Annotated in this window: 19 protein-coding genes; 6 read left to right on the plus strand and 13 right to left on the minus strand. The window is 59.8% G+C overall.

What is annotated here, in order from left to right:
- The first annotated feature begins 40 nt into the window (after window positions 1-40).
- Window positions 41-631: an HD domain-containing protein gene (locus ACP15L_RS21340; RefSeq protein WP_425085693.1), complete on the plus strand. Its 591-nt coding sequence runs from the start codon at window positions 41-43 to the stop codon at window positions 629-631.
- Here the strand turns inward: ACP15L_RS21340 and speB are convergent.
- From speB to ACP15L_RS21390, 10 genes are all read right to left on the minus strand, one after another.
- Window positions 628-1,470, minus strand: coding sequence for an agmatinase (gene speB / locus ACP15L_RS21345; protein ID WP_425085694.1), 843 nt, complete (start codon window positions 1,468-1,470; stop codon window positions 628-630). The two genes, ACP15L_RS21340 and speB, sit on opposite strands and share 4 nt — an antisense overlap.
- On the minus strand, window positions 1,467-2,636 hold the full coding sequence (gene nspC, locus ACP15L_RS21350; protein ID WP_425085695.1) for a carboxynorspermidine decarboxylase: 1,170 nt from the start codon (window positions 2,634-2,636) through the stop codon (window positions 1,467-1,469). The genes speB and nspC overlap by 4 nt, the downstream gene beginning before the upstream one ends.
- 84 nt (window positions 2,637-2,720) lie before the next feature.
- Complete coding sequence (locus ACP15L_RS21355) at window positions 2,721-3,932, minus strand: saccharopine dehydrogenase family protein (protein WP_170662802.1); 1,212 nt, start codon at window positions 3,930-3,932, stop codon at window positions 2,721-2,723.
- 14 nt (window positions 3,933-3,946) lie between these two features.
- A complete protein-coding gene (gene speA, locus ACP15L_RS21360; RefSeq protein WP_170662804.1) occupies window positions 3,947-5,836 on the minus strand; it encodes a biosynthetic arginine decarboxylase in 1,890 nt (629 codons plus the stop codon).
- Between the two features lie 101 nt (window positions 5,837-5,937).
- A complete protein-coding gene (locus ACP15L_RS21365) occupies window positions 5,938-7,023 on the minus strand; it encodes a DUF1513 domain-containing protein (RefSeq protein WP_425085696.1) in 1,086 nt (361 codons plus the stop codon).
- Entirely contained in the window at window positions 7,024-8,034 is a 1,011-nt protein-coding gene (locus ACP15L_RS21370; RefSeq protein ID WP_425085697.1) for an imelysin family protein, read from the minus strand. It abuts the gene before it with no gap.
- Between the two features lie 3 nt (window positions 8,035-8,037).
- Entirely contained in the window at window positions 8,038-9,585 is a 1,548-nt protein-coding gene (locus tag ACP15L_RS21375) for a di-heme oxidoredictase family protein (RefSeq protein ID WP_425085698.1), read from the minus strand.
- Entirely contained in the window at window positions 9,545-10,030 is a 486-nt protein-coding gene (gene bfr, locus ACP15L_RS21380; RefSeq protein WP_425085699.1) for a bacterioferritin, read from the minus strand. The genes ACP15L_RS21375 and bfr overlap by 41 nt, the downstream gene beginning before the upstream one ends.
- Window positions 9,978-10,271 (minus strand): (2Fe-2S)-binding protein, encoded by a 294-nt coding sequence (locus tag ACP15L_RS21385; RefSeq protein ID WP_170468500.1) that lies wholly within the window; start codon window positions 10,269-10,271, stop codon window positions 9,978-9,980. Before ACP15L_RS21385 ends, bfr begins: the two co-directional genes overlap by 53 nt.
- A gap of 125 nt (window positions 10,272-10,396) precedes the next feature.
- On the minus strand, window positions 10,397-11,668 hold the full coding sequence (locus ACP15L_RS21390; RefSeq protein ID WP_425085707.1) for an imelysin family protein: 1,272 nt from the start codon (window positions 11,666-11,668) through the stop codon (window positions 10,397-10,399).
- A 237-nt stretch (window positions 11,669-11,905) separates the two neighbouring features.
- Here ACP15L_RS21390 and ACP15L_RS21395 point away from each other — a divergent pair, with 237 nt between their 5' ends.
- Window positions 11,906-12,445, plus strand: coding sequence for a ZrgA family zinc uptake protein (locus tag ACP15L_RS21395; RefSeq protein ID WP_425085700.1), 540 nt, complete (start codon window positions 11,906-11,908; stop codon window positions 12,443-12,445).
- A gap of 378 nt (window positions 12,446-12,823) precedes the next feature.
- Here ACP15L_RS21395 and ACP15L_RS21400 read toward each other — a convergent pair whose 3' ends face one another.
- A complete protein-coding gene (locus tag ACP15L_RS21400) occupies window positions 12,824-13,774 on the minus strand; it encodes a GlxA family transcriptional regulator (protein ID WP_425085701.1) in 951 nt (316 codons plus the stop codon).
- Between the two features lie 163 nt (window positions 13,775-13,937).
- Between ACP15L_RS21400 and ACP15L_RS21405 the strand changes: the two genes are divergently transcribed.
- Genes ACP15L_RS21405 through ACP15L_RS21420 form a run of 4 tightly spaced genes read left to right on the plus strand, consistent with a single transcriptional unit; the run spans window position 13,938 to window position 18,449 of the window.
- The gene (locus ACP15L_RS21405; RefSeq protein WP_425085702.1) at window positions 13,938-14,648 is read left to right on the plus strand and encodes a GntR family transcriptional regulator; all 711 of its coding nucleotides are present in this window, start codon (window positions 13,938-13,940) and stop codon (window positions 14,646-14,648) included.
- A gap of 7 nt (window positions 14,649-14,655) precedes the next feature.
- Window positions 14,656-15,585 (plus strand): dihydrodipicolinate synthase family protein, encoded by a 930-nt coding sequence (locus ACP15L_RS21410; RefSeq protein ID WP_425085703.1) that lies wholly within the window; start codon window positions 14,656-14,658, stop codon window positions 15,583-15,585.
- A 3-nt stretch (window positions 15,586-15,588) separates the two neighbouring features.
- Window positions 15,589-17,112, plus strand: coding sequence for an aldehyde dehydrogenase (locus ACP15L_RS21415; RefSeq protein WP_425085704.1), 1,524 nt, complete (start codon window positions 15,589-15,591; stop codon window positions 17,110-17,112).
- Window positions 17,109-18,449: an NAD(P)/FAD-dependent oxidoreductase gene (locus tag ACP15L_RS21420; protein ID WP_425085705.1), complete on the plus strand. Its 1,341-nt coding sequence runs from the start codon at window positions 17,109-17,111 to the stop codon at window positions 18,447-18,449. Before ACP15L_RS21415 ends, ACP15L_RS21420 begins: the two co-directional genes overlap by 4 nt.
- Window positions 18,450-18,669: 220 nt before the next feature.
- Here the strand turns inward: ACP15L_RS21420 and ACP15L_RS21425 are convergent, their stop codons facing one another.
- Both ACP15L_RS21425 and ACP15L_RS21430 read right to left on the minus strand, forming a co-directional pair.
- A complete protein-coding gene (locus ACP15L_RS21425) occupies window positions 18,670-20,217 on the minus strand; it encodes a trimethylamine methyltransferase family protein (RefSeq protein ID WP_425085706.1) in 1,548 nt (515 codons plus the stop codon).
- Between the two features lie 140 nt (window positions 20,218-20,357).
- Window positions 20,358-22,181, minus strand: a complete 1,824-nt coding sequence (locus ACP15L_RS21430) for a BCCT family transporter (protein ID WP_170468484.1) — start codon at window positions 22,179-22,181, stop codon at window positions 20,358-20,360.
- Window positions 22,182-22,192 lie beyond the last annotated feature (11 nt).

Below are 22,192 nucleotides of genomic sequence, written 5' to 3' on the forward strand. Positions count from 1 at the left end.
GTCGAGATACCCTGTTCCCGATTAGGACAAAGGACATGCTATGCTGGACAAAAGCCACAAGCCGACCTGGACCAGTTTTGAAGAGGCCACAAAGGCCGACTGGGACGCCGTTATGGAATATGAAGAGGCCTATAATGCCGCTTTGCCAGACCGGATCCTGGACGCGATTCGTTCGTTGGATGAGGAATGGACGCCATATCCGGTGAACCGGTACCAACACTCACTGCAGGCCGCGACGCGGGCCTACGAGGATGGCGCGGATGAGGAACTTGTGGTCGCCGCGCTGATCCATGACACAGGCGATATCCTGTCGCCCTACAACCATGGCGAGCTGTCAGCGGCGATGATGAAGCCCTATGTCAGCGAGAAAACCCATTGGATTCTCAAGCATCACTGTGTTTTTCAGGGCTATTACTACAACCACCATCTTGGCGGAGACCGCAACGCGCGCGACAAGTATCGCGACAGCCCCTATTGGGAGGACTGCCGCTATTTCTGCCATGAATACGATCAGAAGGCGTTCGACCCGGACTACCCGACCAAACCACTGGAGTTCTTCGAGCCCATGCTGCGCCGCGTGTTGAACAAGGGCGAAGGGCATATGGAGCTGAACGAAACGTCCGAGGGTTAACAGGCGGCCATCAGGCGATAGACGATCTGAGCTGCAGTGAAGTCCCAGGCGGCATTGCCGTCGGGGGCCAGCTCGACCACGTCGAAGCCCACGCATTTACGGCCTTTGAGGGCGTGTTCGACCAGTTGTAGGGCTTGGTAGTAGCCAAGCCCGCCCGGTACGGGAGTTCCGGTGGCGGGCATCAGCGAGGGGTCCAGACCGTCCACGTCAAAGCTGACATAGACTAGCTCCGGGAAGTCTTCGGGCAGGTCGACGGCGTGGATGTTGCCGGTGACCAGTTCCTCGGCGTCGACGTGGAAGATATGGTTTTTTAGACGGCTTTTGGCCTCTTCGGTTGAAAATGCACGCACGCCGAACTGGGCCAGACGGATGCCTTCTTCGGCCAGTAGATGCATGACCGAGGCGTGGGAATGTTTCTCGCCCTGATACGCGTTGCGCAAATCGGCATGAGCGTCGATCTGCACGATCCCAACGGGCTGGTTCAGCGCCCGCGCCACGCCCATCACTGCGCCGTAGCTGAGCGAATGTTCTCCGCCTAGGGTCACGGGCACCTTGCCCGCGCGAATGGCGGCTTCGGTGCGTTGGGCGAGGCGCTCCATGGCCTCGGGCAGCGGACCGTCGCAATCCAGTGGGGTTTCGGTAAAGATACCCTCGATGCAGGGTTCTGCATGGCCGGTGATGCGCTCCAGCTCATTGCTGGCCTCTAAGATCGCCTCGGGGCCTTTGGCGGTCCCGGACCCATAAGAAACCGTGCGTTCCAGCGGCACCGGGATCACGCGAAAGCGCGCGTCTTCCGAACGCTCAGCGGCGGTCAGTTCACTGTCGAGGAAAATGCTCATGAGAGGCGGTCCTTAAAGTCGTCATAACCGAACTGTTTGATGATCTTCAGCTCGTCCGTTTCGCTGTTCCATAGGGCGATGGTCGGCAGGGGAACACCGTTGAAGGTATTTGTCTTGACCATTGAGTAATGCGCCTGATCGAGGAAGGCAAAGCGTTGCCCGATCTCCAGCGGCTTGTCCCATGTGTAGTCGCCGATCACATCGCCTGCCAGGCATGATGGCCCGCCCAGACGGTAAGTGTGACCCGCCTCGGTCTCGTCCATCAGGGCGGGGCGATAGGGGGCCTCGATCACGTCGGGCATATGGCAGGTGGCCGAGATATCGGTGATCGCAAGGGTCATGCCATTGGTTGGCAGGTCGAGGATTTCTCCGACCAGAATGCCCGCGTCCAACGCGACGGCCTCGCCGGGTTCGAGGTAGACGTCGACATTGTATTTCGCGCGGATGGATTTGATGAATTCCACCAACCCGTCACGGTCGTAGTCATCGCGGGTGATGTGGTGACCGCCACCGAAGTTCAGCCATTTGAGCTGACCGAGGAAAGGTTTGAGTTTCGGCTCAACGGCAGCCCATGTGCGTTTCAGGGGTTCGAATCCCTGTTCGCAGAGCGTGTGCATGTGCAATCCGTCCACGCCGGTCAGGGTCTCGGCAGCTAGTTGGCTGACAGGAGTGCCGAGGCGCGAGCAGGGTGCGCACGGGTCGTATTTCGGAATCTCGCCTTCGGAGTGTTCGGGGTTGATGCGCAGGCCGATCTGCACATTGGCCGCTTGGGCTTTGGCGAGGAACCGGTCTTTTTGAGCGGGCGAGTTGAAGATGATGTGGTCGGACAGCGACAGGATTTCATCGATATCCGTATCCTTGTACCCGGCGCAGAAGGTTGCGACCTCGCCGCCATATTCCTCGCGGCCCAGACGTGCTTCATAGATGCCAGAGGCGCAGGTGCCTCCGAGGTGTTGGCGCACCAGCGGGGCCAGTGAGAACATGGAAAACGCCTTGAGCGCGCTCAGGACATTTGCGCCGGACCGGGTGCCGATATCTGACAAAATTGTCAGGTTCCGCTCGACAGCTTTTTCGTCGACCACGAAGCAGGGGCTGGGGACGCGGCTGAAGTCGAATTTGCGGAAGGCGCCGGCGTCACCGGCTTGGGTCGTCATCATGTCGGACATGTCCGGCGTCTCCGATTGTGGTGAGGCCGGGGGGCCAGCCCCCCGGACCCCCCGGGATGTTTTTGGCCAGATGAAGTTCTGGATCTAGAACTCGATGGGGCCGTCGAGTTCGTGCACCTGCCATGGGAGGCCTTGGGTGTTCAGCATGTCCATGAAGTCGTCCGGGTCGAGCTGTTCCATGTTCCACACGCCCGGCTCGCGCCAGTTGCCTTTCAGAACCTGAGCCGCACCGATCATTGCTGGGACGCCGGTGGTGTAGCTGACGGCCTGAGAACCGACCTCGGCGTAGCATTCCTCGTGGTCGCAGATGTTGTAGATGTAGTAGGTCTTTTCGCCCGAGCCGTCCTTGGCCTGACCCGTGGCGATGTCGCCGATGCAGGCTTTGCCCTTGGTTTCCGCGCCCAGATCGCCGGGGTCAGGCAGCAGGGTTTTCAGGAACTGGATCGGGATGATTTCCTTACCGTCATGCATCACCGGATCGATGCGGGTCATGCCCACGTTTTCCAGCACCTTGGCGTGCATGATGTACGCGTCACCGAAGGTCATCCAGAAGCGGGCGCGCTCGATCTCGGGGAAGTGGGTGCTGAGCGACTCCAGTTCCTCGTGATACATCAGGTACATGTTCTTGGGGCCAATGGCGGGGAAGTCGAACTCGACCTTGTGGGTCATGGCAGGGGAGTGTTTCCACTCCCCACCTTCCCAGTGGCGGACCTCGGCCAGCACTTCGCGCAGGTTGATCTCGGGGTTGAAGTTGGTGGCGAATTCCTGATCGTTGCTACCACCATTGGCGTCCAGCACGTCGATCTGGCGAATGGTGTCGAGCTTGTGCTTTTTGAGCCATTTCGCGAAGACGGACGTCACACCCGGATCGAAACCCGAGCCGAGGATGGCGGTCAGGCCGGCCGCTTTGAAGCGTTCCTGATAAGCCCACTGCCAATGGTATTCGAACTTGGCCTCATCCTCGGGCTCGTAATTCGCGGTGTCGAGGTAGTGGATCCCGGCCTCAAGGCAGGCATCCATCAGCACCAGATCCTGATAGGGCAGGGCAAGGTTGACGAGAATCTCGGCCCCGGTCTCCTTGATCAGCTTGACCGTGTCTTCGACCTTGTAGGCGTCCAGTTCAGCGGTCTTGATGTCTACACCGACGCGATCTTTAACGGCTGCCGCGATAGCGTCGCATTTCGATTTCGTGCGGCTGGCCAGAGTGATCTCGGTGAAGATATCCGAGTTCATCGCCATCTTATGCACAGCTGCGTGGGATACGCCGCCCGCGCCGACAACCAGTGTTTTGCCCATGGTCTGTCTCCTTCTTATTCGTAATAGGTGTAGCCGTTGATCGAGTCGCGATAGGCGCCCATCAGGGTTTTGCGGTCCTTGGCTTGCAGAGTACCGGTCGAGATCGCCTCGTCCACCATTTTGCGGAAGGCGGCGACACAGTCTTGGGGGTCGAATTCAACGTAGGACAGCACCTGACTGATCGTGTCGCCCTCTTGCTCGTGCAGCAGGTCGAACCCGCCATCGGCGCGTAGGTCGATGGTGACGACATTGGTATCGCCAAACAGGTTATGCAGATCGCCTAGCGTTTCCTGGTAGGCACCGACGAAGAAGACGCCCATGAAGTATTCGCCCTCATCCGGGAGCGAATGCACCGGCAGGCTAGGCGAGACCCCGTCGGCCAGAATGAACTGGTCGATCTTGCCGTCGCTGTCGCAAGTGATATCGGACAGCACGGCACGGCGGTCGGGTGTTGAGTTCAGACCTTGCAGCGGGACGATCGGGTGCAGTTGGTCGATGGCCCAGACATCGGGCAGGGATTGGAACAGCGAGAAGTTGCAGTGATAGATATCGGCCACTTTCTCAAGCTGGTCATCGACATCCGTTTCCAGATCATCACTGGCGGCAAGCGCCTTGAGGCGGGCCATCAGTGACAGATAGATGCGTTCGGCCCGGGCCATCTGGCGCAGATCTACGTATCCACGGCGGAACAGGGCGCGCAGCTCGTTGCGGTAGAATGTGGCGTCGTTCCAGCATTCCTGCAGGCGGTCTTTGCTGAGGTACCCGTGTACCGCAGCAAGGTCCGAGACCAGATGGTTGTCGTCAGGTTCCACATCCGGCGCGGTGGGCGCATCGTAAAGCGTAGTCTCCAGCACGTTGAAGACCAGCATAGATGAGGTCGCCACCACGGCGCGGCCGCTTTCGGTGACAAGCGTAGGGTGCGCAATTTCGGCCTCGTCCATGGCATAGGCCACGGTTTCGACTACGTTGGCGCAGTATTCCTCGATCGTGTAGTTGATCGAGTTCTCGGCCGCCTTTTTCTCGCCCGTATAGTCCACGCCCATGCCGCCGCCGAGGTCCAGATGGGTCAGCGGCACGCCTTCGCGCGTGAGTTCGGTGTAGTAGCGACAGGCCTCGCCCACGGCGCGGCGGACGTCGTTCACGTCCTGCACCTGGCTGCCAAGATGCGAGTGCTGCAGCTTGAGGCAATGCAACAGACCCGCTTCGCGCAGTTTGTCCACAGTGGCGACCAACTGATCGGTGTTCATGCCAAAGGCCGAGCGATCGCCCGAGCTTTCTTCCCACTTGCCGCTGATCTGGTTTGTCAGTTTGACCCGCACGCCGATAAGAGGTTCGATGCAAAGTTCCTTGTAGACCTCGATCACCGTGTCCGCCTCTTTCGGGCTTTCCAGAACGATGACGGTATTGAACCCGATCTTGCGGGACAGGATCGCCAATTGGATGAACTCGGCATCCTTGACGCCATTGCAGACGATCAGCGCCTCAGGGGCCAGACGATGCGCAAGAGCCACGACCAGTTCGGGCTTTGATCCGGCCTCGAGGCCATAGTTGTATTTCTTACCGAACTCGACGATGCGGTCGACCACCTGCGCCTGCTGGTTCACCTTGATAGGAAACACGCCGCGATAGGGGCCTTTGTAGCCCACCCGCGCGATGGCGTCGGCAAAGCTCTCGTTCAGATGCGCGATCTCGTGTTCCAGATACGAACTGACGCGCAGGAGCATCGGCGCCTTGATCCCACGGTCATCCAGATCGCTGAGGATACCGGGCAGGCTGATCGCCGCTGTGTCCGGAGACATCGGATTGCGCAGACCGATCTCGCCCTGCTCCGTCACCTCGATGAGGCCTTTGCCCCATTTCTCAACCCCGTAGATGGTATGCGGTGCGTCGGGCGTGTGTTTCAATCAAGTCAGTCCTTAACTCAGAGGTGCCGGTTTCGCGCCCGCCAATACGGCAGCATTTTGATTCGTCCAAGTGTAAACTATGTGACAGGGATTGCCGAACGTCACGCGTACGCGCGGATCGGGATCAGGTGGTTGTCCCATTGGCAATCGGGGCGGGCCAGAACCCGCGCGCGGAGCCCGTCTACAGCGCCAAACGTGCCCGTGCCGGTGGTAAAGACCAGCCCGTCCGGACCTGCGCCCAGACCGCAGACATCCTCCAGTTCGAAAGCTCTTCTGAAGCTGCGACCTGCTACATCGAACAGATGCAGCGCGTTTCCGCGTGGGCAGGTTATGGCGACCTCGGCCCCGCTGGCCGAGAAGGCGATGCTGCCAGCATAGCCCTGCAGGGTGATTTGCAGGTCTTCAGGTGCCGACAGAAGCTGCGGAGGCGCGCCCCGACGGTGTAGGCCCAACAATGGCGGGTGCTTGGTCTGGCTTCCCTGCCACTGCATCGCGAACCCCACCAGCCCGTCGCTACGCACGCTGAGATGGCGGATGGAGTTCTTGTGCAGATCGTTAGGCAACTCTACCCGTTCAAGCAGGTCTCCGGACAGGTCCAGATAGGTCAGGTTCGGTTGCATGACGGGCAGGTTCAGCTTGGTCCGCCCGGTCTCGGGGTGGGTTTCGATCCCGCCATTGGCGATCACAAGGCTTTGGCCATCCGGCATCAGGCGCATGTCATGTGGACCAACACCGCCAGACGACACCTCTGCTAGACGTTCAAAACTCGTGGCATCCCATACGCTGATACGGCCTTCGCCAGCCTCATAGTCGTTTTCGGTGGCAAAGAACCGGGTGCCGTCCGCCGTGAACGTGCCGTGACCATAGAAATGTCGCCCCTCGGGGGCTTGCAGCCGTGCAAGCTCTCGCCCGGTGGCGCAGTCGATGACCAGAGCAAACGTACCGGGACGGCGGGCGAAGGCCACGGCCTGCGCCTTGCGGGGATGCGCGGCGGCGGCGTGGCCTCTTGCAGGCAGGGGCAGCGAGAACAGGATGTCTCCGCCCTCATCCAGACCGGCCAGACGGAACGAACCATCCGGAAACAGCCCGGCGGCCAGAAAAGCGGGCGCCCCGACCGAGGCCCACCACGTTGCGGGCGCAAGGCTTGCAGCCGCAAGACCGGCCAGGAAATGGCGGCGGTTGGTCATTTAGTCCCCGTCCAGAGAGTTGAACCCGGCACTGATACCGAGGGTCGGGCCAAGCTCGGTCGTGGCGATGTTGCGAATGTCGTTCACGGCTTGTTGCAACGCTTCGACACGGAACCGGCCTGCGGGATCGGCCACACCGGAGAGGGCGGGGTCGTCGATGGACTGGGCATTTTTGAGGGCGCGGTTGAAGGCCACGTCCAGATCTTGCGCAATCTCGGGATGGTCAGCAGACAGCCGCGCTGCAAGGTCCTGCAGCGCAATCAGAGACAGCTCGACATGACGCAAGGCGCGTTCGGAGCGGCGCGCTTCGGCCCTGTTGGGGCGGGGGCGGTCGAATGTGCCAAGAGGGCGGCCCAATCGGGTCTCGGCGGTGAATTGCAACCCGGTCGAGAGCGCTTTGAACAGCTCCTGCATTGCCTCATTCTGAGTGCGGTACGGGCTGTCGCCCCCCGGCTGTTTCAGGTTCACCTCATAGCTTTGCCAGTCTTCGGCCATCGCGTCGGCATTTGCGTCGATATCAGCCGTGATGGCCCGGATCAGAGCGCACCGGTATTCGGCACTGCCCTGATCAGCGAATTTGGGATCGTACAGCATCTGCTCAAGCGCGAAGAACCCGCGCCCCGCGACCGAGGTTTCGGCATAGGCGGCCGTGTCGTTCACAGCAGGGTCTTCGGTTGCGATATGCCGCGACAGAGCCTTGGGCGTGAACCCCTTCGTGTCTGGCCAAAAGGCCATGGCAAAGGCGCGGTCGTCGGCCTCGGTAGGGCCAAAGCGTAGATGGCTGGCCGATATCCAAGCGTCAAAGGCGGTGCCATAGGCCGCGCGCAGAGTCTCTGACTGCGGTGTGCAATCGGATTGGGACGCGTCGGACAGAGCCTCGGTCGCATCGGCCAATTCAGCAAAGCGCGGCAGAATATGCGCGGCAGGTACGTCCGTCAGGATCGCTGCTCGGTCTTGGGCTGACGCCGCCAGAGGGGCTGCTAGGGCAATGACAAAAGCAAATAAACGCATGGGTCAAAGACTTTCCAGAAAACGGATAAGGGCGTCGCGGTCGGCTTTGGGCATGGTCACGACAGTGTCACGGGCGGATTGCGCCTCGCCCCCGTGCCAGAGCACAGCCTCTAGCAGGGTGCGGGCGCGCCCGTCATGCAGGAACTCAGTATGGCCGGACACGCGCTGGGTCAGACCAATCCCCCACAGGGGCGGTGTGCGCCATTCGCGACCTGTGGCGCGGGCTTCGGGGCGATTGTCGGCCAAGCTTTCGCCCATGTCATGCAGCAGCAAGTCAGTATAGGGCCAGATCAGCTGAAAACTATGCTCGGGCCGGTCTTCCATGCGATGGGTGACATGGGCCGGGGTGTGACAGGCGGCGCAGCCCGTGGTGTGGAACACCTCTTTCCCGCGCAGCACTTGCGGGTCATCCACATCCCGGCGACCCGGGACGCCCAGATTGCGGCTGTAGAAGGCCACGAGGTTCATGCCGACCTGATCAACCTCGAACACGCGCACATCGCCGTCGCCATGCGGGGCTTTTACGCAATTGTCCTGCGCATCGGTGCAATCTCCGTGAGGGGCGGGAAACAGCGGGGTCGAGATACCGATATCACCTGCAAAAGCCGCTGCCGATTGCTCCATGACCGTGGGCATTCCGGCCTTGTGGCCGAAGCGGCCCATCATCGGGGCATTAAACTCGTTCGACCAGACAATGTTCGCCCGGCCTGAGATGCCATCGCCATCCGTATCGTCTGGGTCGGCTTTGGCAAGCAAGTCCTCGACTGGGATTGCCTCAAGCAGACCAAGGCCGATCATCTGCGGCGCAACGCGCGGGCTGAGCATGGCGTCGGGGTGCAAAGGGCCGTATCCCAGATTGGTAGCCGTGTAAGTGGGACGGCGGAGCGAGGCGGTTTCGCCATCTGACAGCGCAACTGGGATCTCTTCGTAAGTGACCTCCAACCGGTATTCTGCAGGGTGCCCAGCCAGAGCGAAATCCTGCATCTGGCCGCCGTAATTCGGCTCGGGCAGGATGGCGAGATAACCTTCGATCCCCTCCGGCGCGTCCTGAGGGCTGCCGGGAATGGACACGCGCAGTAACATCGAGACGGCGTTGTCATCTGGCCCGTTCGGTGTATGCCCGCGCCCATCCTTGATGTGACAGCGCTGGCATGACCGAGCATTGTAGAGCGGTCCAAGACCATCAGACGCGAGGGTCGAGGACGGCGACGAGACCCAAGTCTTCTTGAACAATCCATTGCCGACCTTGAAGTCCAGCTCTTGTTCAAAGCTCAGGTTCTTGGACGGTTGCGAGAACGCATCCGCGTTGTTGCGCACACGCACGGTGGCGGCCCCGGCAGGCAACTCTTCGAACCTTTGCGGCGCGCTGAAATCCTGCGGCAGTGCGGTGACACCGGCAATGCGCGCGCGCTCGTTTTCGGTGCGTGGGGTGATGTTGAGGTGAAGGTCCCGCAGCTCGGCTGACAGGGAAGGGGTGGCCGCAGTTGCGACCACCAAGAGGGCGAGAATACTATTCTTCGGCGTCCATTTTCGCGGCGTTGAGTTGCGCATAATTGGCTTCGCCAATCCTTTCATACAGATCGAGCTGCGTCTCGAGGAAGTCGATATGGCCTTCTTCATCGCTGATCAGTTCCTCAAACAGCGACATAGAGACATAGTCGCCCGCTTCGCGGCAATATTCCCGCGCTTCGACATACAGTGTGCGGGCGTCGTGTTCGGCGGCCAGATCGCATTCCAGCGTTTCCTTGGGGTTCTGCCCGATCCTCAGAGGGTCGAGCTTTTGCAGGTTCGGGTGGCCTTCTAGAAAGATGATCCGTTCGATCAGCTTGTCCGCATGACCCATCTCTTCGATGCTCTCTTCGCGGCTTTTCTTGGCCATATGGACCAGGCCCCAGTCCTCCTGAAGCCGGTAGTGCAGCCAATACTGGCTGACGGCTGTCAGCTCATGCCGCAGGGATTTGTTGAGATACTCTATGACCTTGGGATCGCCCTTCATCTGCCTTCTCCTGTGATAGGCCGGTGCGTAACGCACGCAGCTGCATGGGGACTTCCAGATTATCGTCGGTTCGCATCGTGTCTAGGAAAAGCGGCATGCATCCGCCACAGTCGGCAGATTTCCCGAGCGCGTGGTAGATCTTGCCTGGGGTTATGATCGCTTGAGGGTCAGAGGTCCGCATCCAGTCGATAGCGGCCCGGATGTCGTGGTCGGAGATGTTTGTGCAGTGGCAGACGATCATGGCGAATCGAGGCTCGTTGGTTTTCTTACTTATTTAGTAAGGTAATGCCTTCAAGTCCAGTCAACTTATGGTGGCCGGGTTGCCGGAGGCGTCGTTTTGCCGACGCATCCGGCCCTTTTATGTATTTAGTGGAAAACCGCGTCAGGGTTGTCCAAGCTGTCCGATCCTTCAAACTCGATCCCATCGAGGTCGAGGATCGATACGATACGCTCGATGGTTTTGGTCTGGTCGACCAGACCGTTGACGCCACCCATGATCAGCGCTTCGCCACCGGCGTTGCCGCGCTCCAGCATTTGGTCATAGGCGAAACCGGCCTCGGCGGTCGATTTGATCCGGCCCAGAGCCTGCATTGTGGTCGACAGCTTGGTTTTCATCTCAGTATCCAGCGCCGGGTCAGCGGCGATCACCAGATCCGACAGCGAGGCGCCCGAGATCGGAGTGCCGTCAATGCGGGTGTAGCTGCCCAGATATACGTTCTGAATGCCAAGGCCATCGTAGTAGTGGCTGTTGTGGGTGTTGTCGGCAAAGCAATCATGCTCTTCCTCAGGGTCGTTCAGCATCAGGCCTAGGCGCATACGCTCACCAGCCTGCTCGCCGTAAGACAGTGAACCCATGCCGGTCAGAATGGCGCTGATGCCCGCGGATTTGTTCTCGGTGAGGGCGGCACGTGCATCACCACCTTCTGCCCATTGTGCTGTCATCCATTCCAGATCGCTGATTAGCAGGTCGGTCGCGGCGCTCAGGTATTGTGCGCGGCGGTCGCAGTTGCCGTTGGTGCAGTTGTCGCCTTTCGCATAGTCGGTGGCCGGGCGGTTGCCTGCGCCTGCGCGGTGACCGTTCAGGTCCTGCCCCCAAAGCAGGAATTCTATGGCGTGGTAGCCGGTGGCGACGTTAGCCTCGATCCCGTCGGCTTCGTGCAGGGTGTCTGCCAGCAGTTCTGGGGTGATATCGGTCGCGTCGATCGCGGTTCCCGAAAGCTCGAAGTTCGGGTTTGCGATGACGTTGAGAACGGCGAATTCGTTCTCATCTGTGGCGCCGCCGTAGGAGGCGTCGACATAGTCGATGAGGCCTTCGTCCAGCGGCCACGCATTTACTTTGCCTTCCCAATCATCGACGATGGCGTTGCCAAAGCGGTAAACTTCGGTCTGCTGATAGGGGACGCGGGCGGCAATCCAGGCCGCGCGGGCGGCATTCAGCGTGGCGTCCGACGGGTCGGCGATTAGTGCGTTGACGGCGTTTTGCAGCGCTTTGGCGGCGATCAAGCTGTCATCATATTTAGCTTCTGCAATATCGGCATAAGTGTCCAGTACGTCCGCTTTTGCAGGGGCGTCACCGGCAGATGCGGCGGTGGCCACGCATAGGGTCAGAGTGCTGGCGGCAGCAAAGAATTTCGTCATTGGGTTCAGGTCTTTCATGTCAGAAATCTCGTTCAGGTGCGTCCAAAAGGGGCTGCACTTGCATGCGTATAGCTGAGTGAAATAGTCGACAATGTCAACCTGAGTTTTATTGTCGGATTTACTGCAGGGGCGCTACATCCCCATATCTGGTGGGTCTGATACACGCCGTCGCGATTGCGCCATGTTCGTATAAAGTTAGACTAATCCATGTGATTCTATTGCGAGTGGTGTGAGTTCATGAAGTGGTTGAGTGCTTCGATCGGTTTGTGTGCAGTAACCGTCCAGGCATGGGCAGGGGATCAGGTTCCCGCGCAGAGTGCTGTTGCGGGGTCATTGGATATTTCCTTTGAGGAAACTCAGTTCAGCGTGTCGTTAGCGGTTCCGAGCGAGGATATTTTGGGGTTCGACCATCGCGCAGCAGATGACGCGGATCGGTCCGCGATCGCGGATGCCATTTCGTCCTTGTCAAAGCCGTTAACCCTTTTTGTTGTCCCTGAACAAGCTGGGTGCGCCACGGCATCGGCCAATGTGTCTTTGACGGGCGAAGGGCTGGGGTCGGATGCAGACGCGGTGGGCGCGCCCGAGTTTCTGGCCGAGTATGTTATTCAGTGTTCGGACATGGCCGCTCTGGATATGATCGAATTCGCGTATTTTGAGCGTTTTGATCAAGTTTCGGCGCTCGATATCACCGCATCGTCACAGGGTGTTACGCGGCGCGTCCATGTGACCTCGCAATCGCCGGTCCTTGATGTCTCGGCTTTGCAAGGCGCGGACTAACACTGCCTCCACGCTTATCGAAAAAGGTTTCGGCAGGATGGGTCGACCAGCAAAGTAGACAAGCTCGAAAGTCGGATCGGAATCACCTGGGGCCTGAGCGGGTACATGGGTGCTTATGCGTGCACAAAACACTCAACTCTGACCTGGATTCTGATCAAATTCCGCAAAATTAATGTTTGTGTCGGAAAGAAACCAAGATCTGACACGAATTGGCAATAGTTGTGCCAACATTCGTCGGTACCACCACACTATCCTACCGAGGTGTTGACTAGTCCGATTTTAATGAGGGGGTTCTCGAAGGGATCGGGGGATGAGCGTGGATGTGCCCAGTTTCGGACAGATCAGGATGCTCTCCCCCAGTGGTGGGTTTGCTTGATTTCAGTCAATCTTGTTGCGCTGTGCGTGAGGGGTGACGCCAAAACTCAGGCGAAACACGCGTGAGAAATGGCCGGGATTCTCAAATCCGCATGCCATGGCAACCTCGGTCACAGAAGCCTCGGTTTGCAACAGCAGTTTTTGCGCGCGCTCCAGGCGCATCTCCATAAAGTACTTTTTGGGCGACGTATTTAGGTATTTCCCGAAAAGCCGTTCGAGCTGCCGTGTCGAAATGCCAAGTTCATCAGCAATCGCAGAGGGTGAGACCGGCGTTTCGATGTTGTTGCGCATGACCTCAATCGCTTTGGCCAGATGGATGTTGCGCATGCCGTTGCGCGATTGCAGGGAAACGCGCTGTTTGGCCGTTGCGTTGCGCACGGCGTTGTAAACCATCTGATCGGCCACATCCATGGCCAGCTCGACCCCGTGGTCTCGTTCGATCAAGTGCAACATAAGGTCGGCTGTCGCCGTGCCGCCCGAGGCGGTGATGTGCTTCTCGTCGACCACAAACACGCTGCGCACCAGGTTCACATCGGGAAATGCCTCGGTGAAGGCGTCATGGTATTCCCAGTGAATGGCGGCCTGCATTTCGTTCAGAAAACCGGCCTCTGCCAAAAGCCAAGCGCCCGAACATAGTGCGCCGATCGCTGTCCCTCGTGCCCGTTCACGGCGCAGCAAAGCCAGCAGAGGTTTGGAGGCGTGGTTCCGCATGTGGATGCCGGACAGAACGAAGATCTGATCAGATTTGGGCAGGCTATCGAATCCGCCATGCACTAGTGTCACCGATCCGTTGGAGCAGACAGCGTGTTCGCCATGCTCAGACACAAAAGACCAGCTGTAGAGATCCTGCCCGCTGACGAGGTTGGCAATCCGCAAAGGCTCGACCGCGCAGGAAAACGCGAGGTGCGAGAACTCCTCGATCAGAATGAAAGTGATGTGGCTGGGATCGGGCATGGCGGTCTTTGCGCTTCCGGGCTGCTGGTTGGTTTCGACAGTATTCGCAGGGAGCCTATGCTGCACGAAAATTAATTGTATACAAGTTGTATTTTAATCGCATACAACACCCGTGACTGGGCGATCTCGATTCGCCAAGTGGCCGCGACAAAGGGATAGGCGGATGAAGGACGAAGCGCGTTCGCGCAAATCTGAGCTTGCAGAACACCTCAAGGTCTCGATTCTGACCTTGCGGCTACAACCTGGCGTGGATCTGGATGAGGCGCATCTGTCCGAGGCATTCGGCCTGTCGCGCACCCCGCTGCGCGAAGTGTTCCGGCAATTGGCCGGCGAGGGATATCTGGACCAGCGCGCCAACCGCAGCACGCGCGTATCCGAGATGTCGCATACCACGCTGCGGGATTTCTTTCTGGCAGCCCCGATGGTGTATGGCGCCATCCTGCGGTTGGCCGCGCGCAACGCCCTGCCAGATCAGATTGACGCCTTGAAGGATGCCCAAAGGTCCTTTTGTTCGGCTTTGCAGTCGGGGTCGGCCGAGGATCGCGCGCTGGCCAACAACCGGTTTCACGATGTCACGGGGCAGATGTCCGGCAATGTATATCTGTTGCCGTCGTTCAATCGCCTTTTGATCGACCATGCCCGGATCGGGATGACCTTTTACAGACCGCGCAACGCGGGTCTGACCGAAAACCTGTCTGAGGCCAGCCGTCAGCACGACGCCATCATCGCCGCCATCGAGGCGGGCGATGAGGCGGCTGCTGCGCAGCTGGCCGAGGACCACTGGAACCTGTCTCGCGATCAGATTGAGCTGTTCGTGATGCCTGATGCGCTGGATGTCCCGATGGGCGTCCCGCCTCTTTCGAAACCTGCATGAGGACGGAATGAACCCGATTTTCAAGTTTGAGGGGATCTATACCCCTGTGGTCACGCCCTATCACGAGGATGGCAGCGTGAATTGGGACGCTTTGTCCGACGTGATCGAATTCCTGATCGCCAGTGGCGTTCACGGGCTGATCTCGGGCGGCTCGACCGGCGAAAACTATGCCCAGACCGTGGAAGAGCGGCTTGAGCTGGCCAAGTTCACACATGCGCAGTTGAAAGGTCGTCTGCCTCTGGTCGTTGGGACCGGAGCGATGCTGACACCGGACTCGATTGCGCTGGCCTCTGGCGCGCGCGAGATCGGAGCAGATTCGATCCTGCTGGCAAGCCCGCCTTATTCTGTGCCCACCGATCGTGAGAATGCACTGAACGCGCTGGCCATCGACAAGGCCGCAGACCTGCCGGTGATGCTTTACAACTACCCGCACCGAACCGGAACGATGATGGGCGAAGAATTCCTCGACCGTGTGGGCCGCAGCCGGAATTTCTGTGGCATCAAGGAAAGCTCAGGCGATATCAACCGTGTCCATCTGCTGGCGCGCGACTACCCGCATATCCAACTGGGATGTGGCATGGACGATCAGGCGTTGGAGTTCTTCGCCTGGGGCGCGCCGTTCTGGGTGTGCGGTGGGTCGAACTTTCTGCCGGAAGAGCATGTGGCGCTGTACAACGCCTGCGTGATCGAAGGTGATTTCGCCAAAGGCCGCAGGATCATGAGCGCGATGATGCCGCTGATGCGGGTGCTGGAGCAGGGCGGCAAGTTCATCCAGACCATTAAACATGGCGTCACCATGAATGGCATTGAGGCGGGCGCAATGCGGGCTCCGCTGAAGGGGCTGAACAAGGATGACAAGCGGGCGCTGGAACAGGTGACGCGCGTGTTGAAGAAAACAATCGCTGATATCGTAGCTGAAAAGAAGATTGGGGGCTAAGGCATGGAATTGCTGACACAGGACGAATACAAATCCATCGCCGCAGACCTGACTCTGCCGACCGGAGCATTCATTGACGGCGCGTACCGCCCGGCGGTCTCGGGCGAGACGTTCGAGACGGTGAACCCCGCGACCGGAGAGAAGCTGGCCGATATTGCCGCTTGCGGCGCAGCGGACGTTGATTTCGCGGTCGAAAAAGCGCGCGAAGCCTTTGATGATGGGCGGTGGTCGAAACTGCACCCTTCGGAGCGCAAGGACGTGTTGATCCGGCTCTGCAAGCTGATGACCCGCAACGCCCGCGAACTGGCGGTGATGGAGAGCATCGACAGCGGCAAGACCATTTTTGACTGCGAAACCGTGGACGTGCCCGAAACGATTCACTGTCTGAAATGGCACGCCGAAGCAATCGACAAGATCTACGATCAGGTCTCACCCGCCAGTGACGACCACATCGCCATGGTCGTGCGTGAGCCGATTGGCGTGGTGGGTTTGGTGCTGCCTTGGAACTTCCCGCTGCTCATGCTGGCCTGGAAAATCGGACCGGCTCTGGCGGCAGGGTGCTCGGTCGTAGTGAAGCCCGCAGCTGAGACAACGCTGACCGCACTTCGTCTTGCCGAACTCGCAATGGAGGCGGGCCTGCCGCGCGGCGTTCTGAACATCGTCCCCGGCGGCGGTGCTGCAGTGGGTGAGCCGATCGGGCGACATATGGATGTCGACATGGTCTCGTTCACCGGCTCGACCGTGACCGGCAAGCGGTTCCTGACCTACTCGGCTGAAAGCAACGCCAAAGAGGTCGTGCTGGAGATGGGTGGCAAGAACCCGGCCATCGTTATGGATGATGCCGAAAACCTGGATCGCGTGGCCGCACATATCGTGAATGGGGCTTTCTGGAACATGGGCGAGAACTGCTCGGCCGCGTCACGGTTGATCGTGCACAAGGATGTAAAGGCCGAGTTGCTGGAGCGCATCGCCCATCACGCCAAGCAGTGGAACATTGGCGACCCGCTTGACCCGGAAACCCGCATGGGCGCGCTGGTCAGCAAAGGGCACTATAACAAGGTATGTGGCTATCTGGATCAGGCCGAGAATGTGGTGATCGGCGGCAAGGCCGACTCTGTTCAATCTGGCGGCAAAGCCGCCGGGGGCTTTGTCGAAGCCACCGTGGTCGAAGTCTCGGGCAATGACGCCACTCTGGCGCGTGAGGAGATCTTTGGCCCCGTCCTGTCGGTGATTGAGGTCTCGGGCTTCGATGAGGCCATCAAGATCGCCAATGATACCGAATATGGCCTCTGCGCCTCGATCTTCACGGCCAATGCGAAACGCGCGATCCGGGGCGCTCGGGCGATCCGGGCAGGAACTGTGACCGTGAACAGCTTTGGCGAAGGGGATATCACCACGCCCTTTGGCGGCTTCAAGCAGTCCGGCTTCGGCGGGCGCGACAACTCGGTCCATGCGCATGATCAGTACACCCAGTTGAAGACTATCTGGATTGACCTGGCCGATGATGCGGATGAGGCTGTCGATTGAGCGCATACTCAGCACGCAAACTGCCAACCCATCGCGGCCCAGCGGCCTGGAGCGCCATCCTCGGCGCCCAGCCGCCTGCGTTGGAGTTGGACAAGGACCTGACGGCTGATGTCGTGGTCGTCGGCGCCGGCTTTGCCGGTTTGTCGGCGGCACGGCGACTGACCCAGTTGGACCCCAAGGCCCGCGTGGTCGTGCTTGAGGCCGGTCGCGTGGCAGAAGGGGCTGCGGGGCGAAACTCGGGCTTTATGATCGACCTTCCGCATGACTTGGCATCGGATGACTATGCCGGTGCGGGGGACGACAAGACCATGATCGCCCTCAACCGGCAGGCCATCGCATTCGCGCGGTCCGCCGTTGAGCAATACCAGATCGACCGCAACTTTTTCGATGAGGTCGGCAAGGTCAACGGAGCGTTTGGTGACACGGGCCATGCGCACAATGTCAGTTACGCGCGGCATTTGGAAACCTTGGGTGAAACCAGCGAGATGCTGGACCCCGCGCAGATGCACGAACTCACCGGATCACGGCACTATCAATCGGGCCTGTTCACGCCTGGAACGGTCATGCTGCAACCGGCGGGCTATGTCCGCGGGTTGGCTGCAGGGCTGGCCGGGGATGGGCGCGCCATTTTCGAAAATTCGCCCGTTCTGGGGTTTGAAAAACGCGGCGGCGATTGGATGGTGCGGACTGCGAAAGGCACTGTAAGCACCGGCAAGATCATCCTGACGGTCAACGGTCATCTGGAAAGCTTCGGGATCGAACGTGACCGGTTGATGCAGCTGTTCCTCTTTGCCTCCATGACGCCGGAGTTGGATTCCGATGCGCTGGCCCGTTTGGGCGGGCAGGCGCGCTGGGGCGTGACGCCCTCTGACCCGATGGGAACGACCATGCGCAGGATCGACACCGGGCAGGGCGGCAATCGCATTATCACCCGGACCTGCGCGGCGTTGCGCCCCGGCATGGCTACAACCTCCCGCGATCTGGCGCGCGCCGCCAAAGTGATGCATCGCAAGTTCGATCAGCGGTTCCCGCAACTGGCGGGGCTGAGGATGGAGCATCAATGGGCTGGTCATCTGTGCCTCAGCCTCAATGGTGTCTCCGTCGCCCGAGAGATTGAGCCGGGCGTTTATTCTGGTTGCGTTCAGAACGGGCTGGGCACTGCACGCGGGACCCTGACCGGGATCTCCGCGGCCGAGAGCGCCTTTGGCCACAGTTCCGACATCACAAGTTTTTTCGAAGCCGAAGACACCCCCAAACGCCTGCCGCCCCAGCCATTCCGGGAAATCGGGGCGAATGCTGTGTTGCGGTGGAAAGAATGGCGCGCGCGGGATGAATAATGCGTTTTGCGTTTTATCTGAAGCAAAGCTATCGAAATGCGCGTTCGACCGCAGGGAGAGGCAGCGTATTTCGATTCAAATCAAACGCAAAGCGATCTAGGCTTAGCGGGCTCAACCGAGCCTGCCGACACCGAGCGGCCTGAGATACGCACATTCTTTCGCCTGTTTTGCAAAAAAAGGCCCGCCCTGAATGGTGGGCGGGCCAGTAGGGGAGTTGGTATCAGTAGGTCTGGTTCAACTCATCCGCTGCCGGAATTTCCCGTTCCCGACGCGCGATATAGTCCAGAAGCTCTTCGTTCTTGGCCTCGTCCAGCTTTGGTTCCTGATACTCGGCCAGAAGTTTCTTGGCGTGTTTGAGGGCGCGTTCCGTGATCTCAACGCTGCCTTCGGCCTGCCATTGTTCGATCGAGTTGTTGTCGAACAGCTCGGGCATGAAGAACGCCGTCTGGAAGTTGTCCTGCGTGTGCGGATGGCCCAGATAGTGGCCGCCCGGTCCGACATCCGGAACAGCGGCCAGTGCCTGATCGAAATCGCCCCATTTGGGACCTTCCGCCATGCGATAGGCCATGGCGCATTGTTCCGAATCCACGATGAACTTGGCGACCGAGCAATGCATACCGGCCTCGTTCCAGCCCGCCGAGTGCCAGATGTAGTTCGCCCCGGCATGCAGAACCGCGCTGAGCGTTGTGGCAGATTCGTAGCCAGCCTGTGCGTCAAACGTCTTGGCGCCGCCCAACGTGTTTGAGGTGCGCCAGGGAACATCATAGAAGCGAGCCATCTGACCGATCATGAAGTTCATCAAGCTGATCTCGGGCGTGCCAGCCATCGGCGCGCCGGATTTCATCGACACAGTCGACAGGTAGTGACCCCAGATCGCGGGCGCCCCTTTGCGGACCACCTGCGTATAGGCCAGCGCTGAAAGCGCCTCGGCCGTCAATTGCGCAACAGTGGCAGGCACGGAGGCAGGCGTGTTCGCGCCCCCTAGAACGAAGGGCGAGCAGAGGACCGGCTGATTGCGGCGGCAGAAAGCACGCATCGCGCCCAGCATCGTCTCATCCCAGACCAGAGGGCTGTTGCCGTTGCAGTTGCCGGTGGTCACGGGGTGGGTGTCGATGAACTCATCCCCAAACAGGATCGCGCACATATCCATCACGTCCTCGGCATTCTTGGGCGAGGTGGTCATGCCCATGAACATCTTGTCCGAGTATTTCATCGACGAGTAGGTGATGCGCAGGTGGCGCTGGCTGATCGGGTGATCATAAGGCTCGACAATATGGTGGGCCGAACTGTGCAGCGCGGGCATCATATGGCTGAGCTTGTGGAACATCGCCAGATCTTCCAGCAGCGGGTTGCGGCGCACGTCGTCCAGATCGCGCAGGAAAGGCGCACCGGTCATCGGCACAAAGACCGAGTGCTTGCCGCCCAGCTTGACGTTATTGGCTGGGTTGCGCGCGTGATAGGTGAACTGTGCCGGAATGGTCGAGATCAGCTCGCGCACCATGTTGCGGTCCAGATAGACCAATTCGCCGTCGACCTTGGCGCCAGCCTTCTTCCAGTCTTCCAGCGCGATCGGGTCGCGGAACTGAACGCCGACATTTTCCAGAATGTCCATGGCGGCATTGTCGATCATCTCTACCTGACTGCCGTCCATCACCTCGCATTCGGGGATGGCGCGGGTCAGGCCGGGGAGCATTTCAAAGTTCGGAGCTGTGCGTTGCGCGCGCCGCGCCGCGCGGCCTCCGGAACGTGATTGGGTTCGAATATTCAAAGGGCAATCCTCCATCTTGGAACCAAGATGACGGATTCGCGGTGCGCCTACCTCTCTGATAGCGATATGTGCTTGCAGGATGCGACACGCAAAAGCGCCGCCCTTTTGGGCGGCGCTTGGCTTGTTGTGTTTTGGTGGGTTTATTCTGCGGCCTGTGGTGCCTCGGCGTGTTTGTCACGCTGGCTGTCGCGGAACAGTGCCTTGGCGAGGGCGACCATCATCAGGCCCATCACCATAGTGAAGGGCAGCGCGCCGATGATCATCGCGTTGCGCAGAGCGTCCATCGGGTTGTTCTCACCCGCTGCAAGGATCAGCGCGCCGATCACCGCCAACAGGATCAGACCCCAGATGATGCGGTGCTTGATGCCCGTCTCCTGGCTGCCGCCCGACATGATCGTGTTCATCACCAGGATGCCCGAATCCGCCGAGGTCACCAGGAAGGTCATGATCAGCACAACGCACATCACGTTCAGCATCGACAACAGACCACCGTCGATCATGTAGGACAGCGTCACGAACAGCTTGTTGGTGTTCGAGGCCCCGATGATCGCGCCTCCGGCTTCACCGGCCAGTTCCAGATCGATCGCGGTGCCGCCCAGAACCGTCATCCATGCAAAGCAGACCAGCGCCGGTGCGAAGACACAGCCCAGGATGAACTCACGCACGGTGCGACCCTTCGAGATGCGCGCCAGGAACAGGCCAACAAAGGGCGAGAACGCAATCCACCAGGCCCAGTAGAACGTGGTCCAGCCTGCCTGCCAGCCAAACTGACGACCCTGCTCACCGGCGGCATAGGCCGCGGCCAGAGTGGCCTCGTCGAGTTCCGCTGCCGCGCCTTCCAGGCCGCTCTTGAAGCCGTCATAGCTGCCCCAGGCATTGGTCGCGCCACCCATCAGGGCATCCGCATGGGCCTGAGCCTCGGCCGGTAGAGCCGCTGCAAACGCCTCGGCCGAGAGCGGGCCGTAGGCGCCAAAGCTCAGCGACAGGAAGTGCAGGATGTAGTCCACCAGCGCGGTGCCATAGGTGGTCATCGCAAAGACGAACGAGCCGAAGACGACAAATGTGCCCAGCAGGATGATCGACAGCACCAAGTTCAGGTTCGACAGGTACTTAACACCCCGTCCAACACCCGACACGGCCGAGATGATCGACAGGCCCATGATCACCAGCAGACCTGCAATCAGGCCAACCTTCGACGGGGCCGGAACTTCACCATTGAGGTCCATGATCCACTCCATCCCGGTGATCGCATAGACACCGTCGATGAACTGGCTGACGCCATAGCCGATGGTGACCGACACACCCAGGATCGTTGCCACAACGCCCAGAACGTCGACCACATGGCCCAGGAAGCCGTTCATCAGCTTGCCGAACAGCGGCGTCAGCGCCGAGCGGATGGTCAGCGGCATGTTGCGCGTATAGGCGTAATAGGCCAGCGACAGGCCGGTCACCACGTAGATCGCCCAGGCGTGGAAGCCGTAGTGCAGATAGGTGTAGCGATAGGCCGACTGGACCGCCTCGGGCTCATTGCCTGGGACGTCGCCAGCGACAACCACGGGGTTCGAGCCCCACAGGCCCAGAGGCTCGGCGGTGGCGAACACCATCAGGCCCACACCCAGACCCGCCCCAAACATCATCGAGAACCATGAGAAATTTGAGAACTCGGGCTTTTCGCCGGGCGTCCCCATCACCCGCTTGCCGGTGGCCGGCAGCAGCGCAACGATGGCCAGAAAGAAGAAAAACAGCCCCACGATGACCACGTAGAAGCTGTTGAAGACCTCCAGAATCTGAGAGTTCCAGCTGCCCAGAGTGCTATTCGCGTTCGCCGGAAAAATCAGCGCCCAAAGCACAAGGGCTACCATCACACCCTTACTGATCAGCGCAATCGGAACGCTGTTATTCTCATAAAAACCACTATCCGCGGTCTTAATGTCCAAATCCGTAAACGGTTCTTTAATCGACATCAATTTCCTCC

This window comes from Ruegeria profundi, assembly GCF_049800715.1.
GTDB classification, from domain to species: domain Bacteria; phylum Pseudomonadota; class Alphaproteobacteria; order Rhodobacterales; family Rhodobacteraceae; genus Ruegeria; species Ruegeria profundi_A.

Bases quoted from the DNA above. Each gene is read 5' to 3' on its own strand.
- ACP15L_RS21355 (WP_170662802.1), bottom strand. From the start codon at position 3,932: ATGGGCAAAACACTGGTTGTCGGCGCGGGCGGCGTATCCCACGCAGCT.
- ACP15L_RS21400 (WP_425085701.1), bottom strand. From the start codon at position 13,774: ATGCCCGATCCCAGCCACATCACTTTCATTCTGATCGAGGAGTTCTCG.
- nspC (WP_425085695.1), bottom strand. From the start codon at position 2,636: ATGTCCGACATGATGACGACCCAAGCCGGTGACGCCGGCGCCTTCCGC.
- ACP15L_RS21340 (WP_425085693.1), top strand. From the start codon at position 41: ATGCTGGACAAAAGCCACAAGCCGACCTGGACCAGTTTTGAAGAGGCC.
- ACP15L_RS21410 (WP_425085703.1), top strand. From the start codon at position 14,656: ATGAACCCGATTTTCAAGTTTGAGGGGATCTATACCCCTGTGGTCACG.
- ACP15L_RS21370 (WP_425085697.1), bottom strand. From the start codon at position 8,034: ATGCGTTTATTTGCTTTTGTCATTGCCCTAGCAGCCCCTCTGGCGGCG.
- ACP15L_RS21390 (WP_425085707.1), bottom strand. From the start codon at position 11,668: ATGACGAAATTCTTTGCTGCCGCCAGCACTCTGACCCTATGCGTGGCC.
- bfr (WP_425085699.1), bottom strand. From the start codon at position 10,030: ATGAAGGGCGATCCCAAGGTCATAGAGTATCTCAACAAATCCCTGCGG.
- ACP15L_RS21395 (WP_425085700.1), top strand. From the start codon at position 11,906: ATGAAGTGGTTGAGTGCTTCGATCGGTTTGTGTGCAGTAACCGTCCAG.
- speB (WP_425085694.1), bottom strand. From the start codon at position 1,470: ATGAGCATTTTCCTCGACAGTGAACTGACCGCCGCTGAGCGTTCGGAA.
- ACP15L_RS21415 (WP_425085704.1), top strand. From the start codon at position 15,589: ATGGAATTGCTGACACAGGACGAATACAAATCCATCGCCGCAGACCTG.
- ACP15L_RS21365 (WP_425085696.1), bottom strand. From the start codon at position 7,023: ATGACCAACCGCCGCCATTTCCTGGCCGGTCTTGCGGCTGCAAGCCTT.
- ACP15L_RS21375 (WP_425085698.1), bottom strand. From the start codon at position 9,585: ATGCGCAACTCAACGCCGCGAAAATGGACGCCGAAGAATAGTATTCTC.
- ACP15L_RS21385 (WP_170468500.1), bottom strand. From the start codon at position 10,271: ATGATCGTCTGCCACTGCACAAACATCTCCGACCACGACATCCGGGCC.
- ACP15L_RS21430 (WP_170468484.1), bottom strand. From the start codon at position 22,181: ATGTCGATTAAAGAACCGTTTACGGATTTGGACATTAAGACCGCGGAT.
- ACP15L_RS21405 (WP_425085702.1), top strand. From the start codon at position 13,938: ATGAAGGACGAAGCGCGTTCGCGCAAATCTGAGCTTGCAGAACACCTC.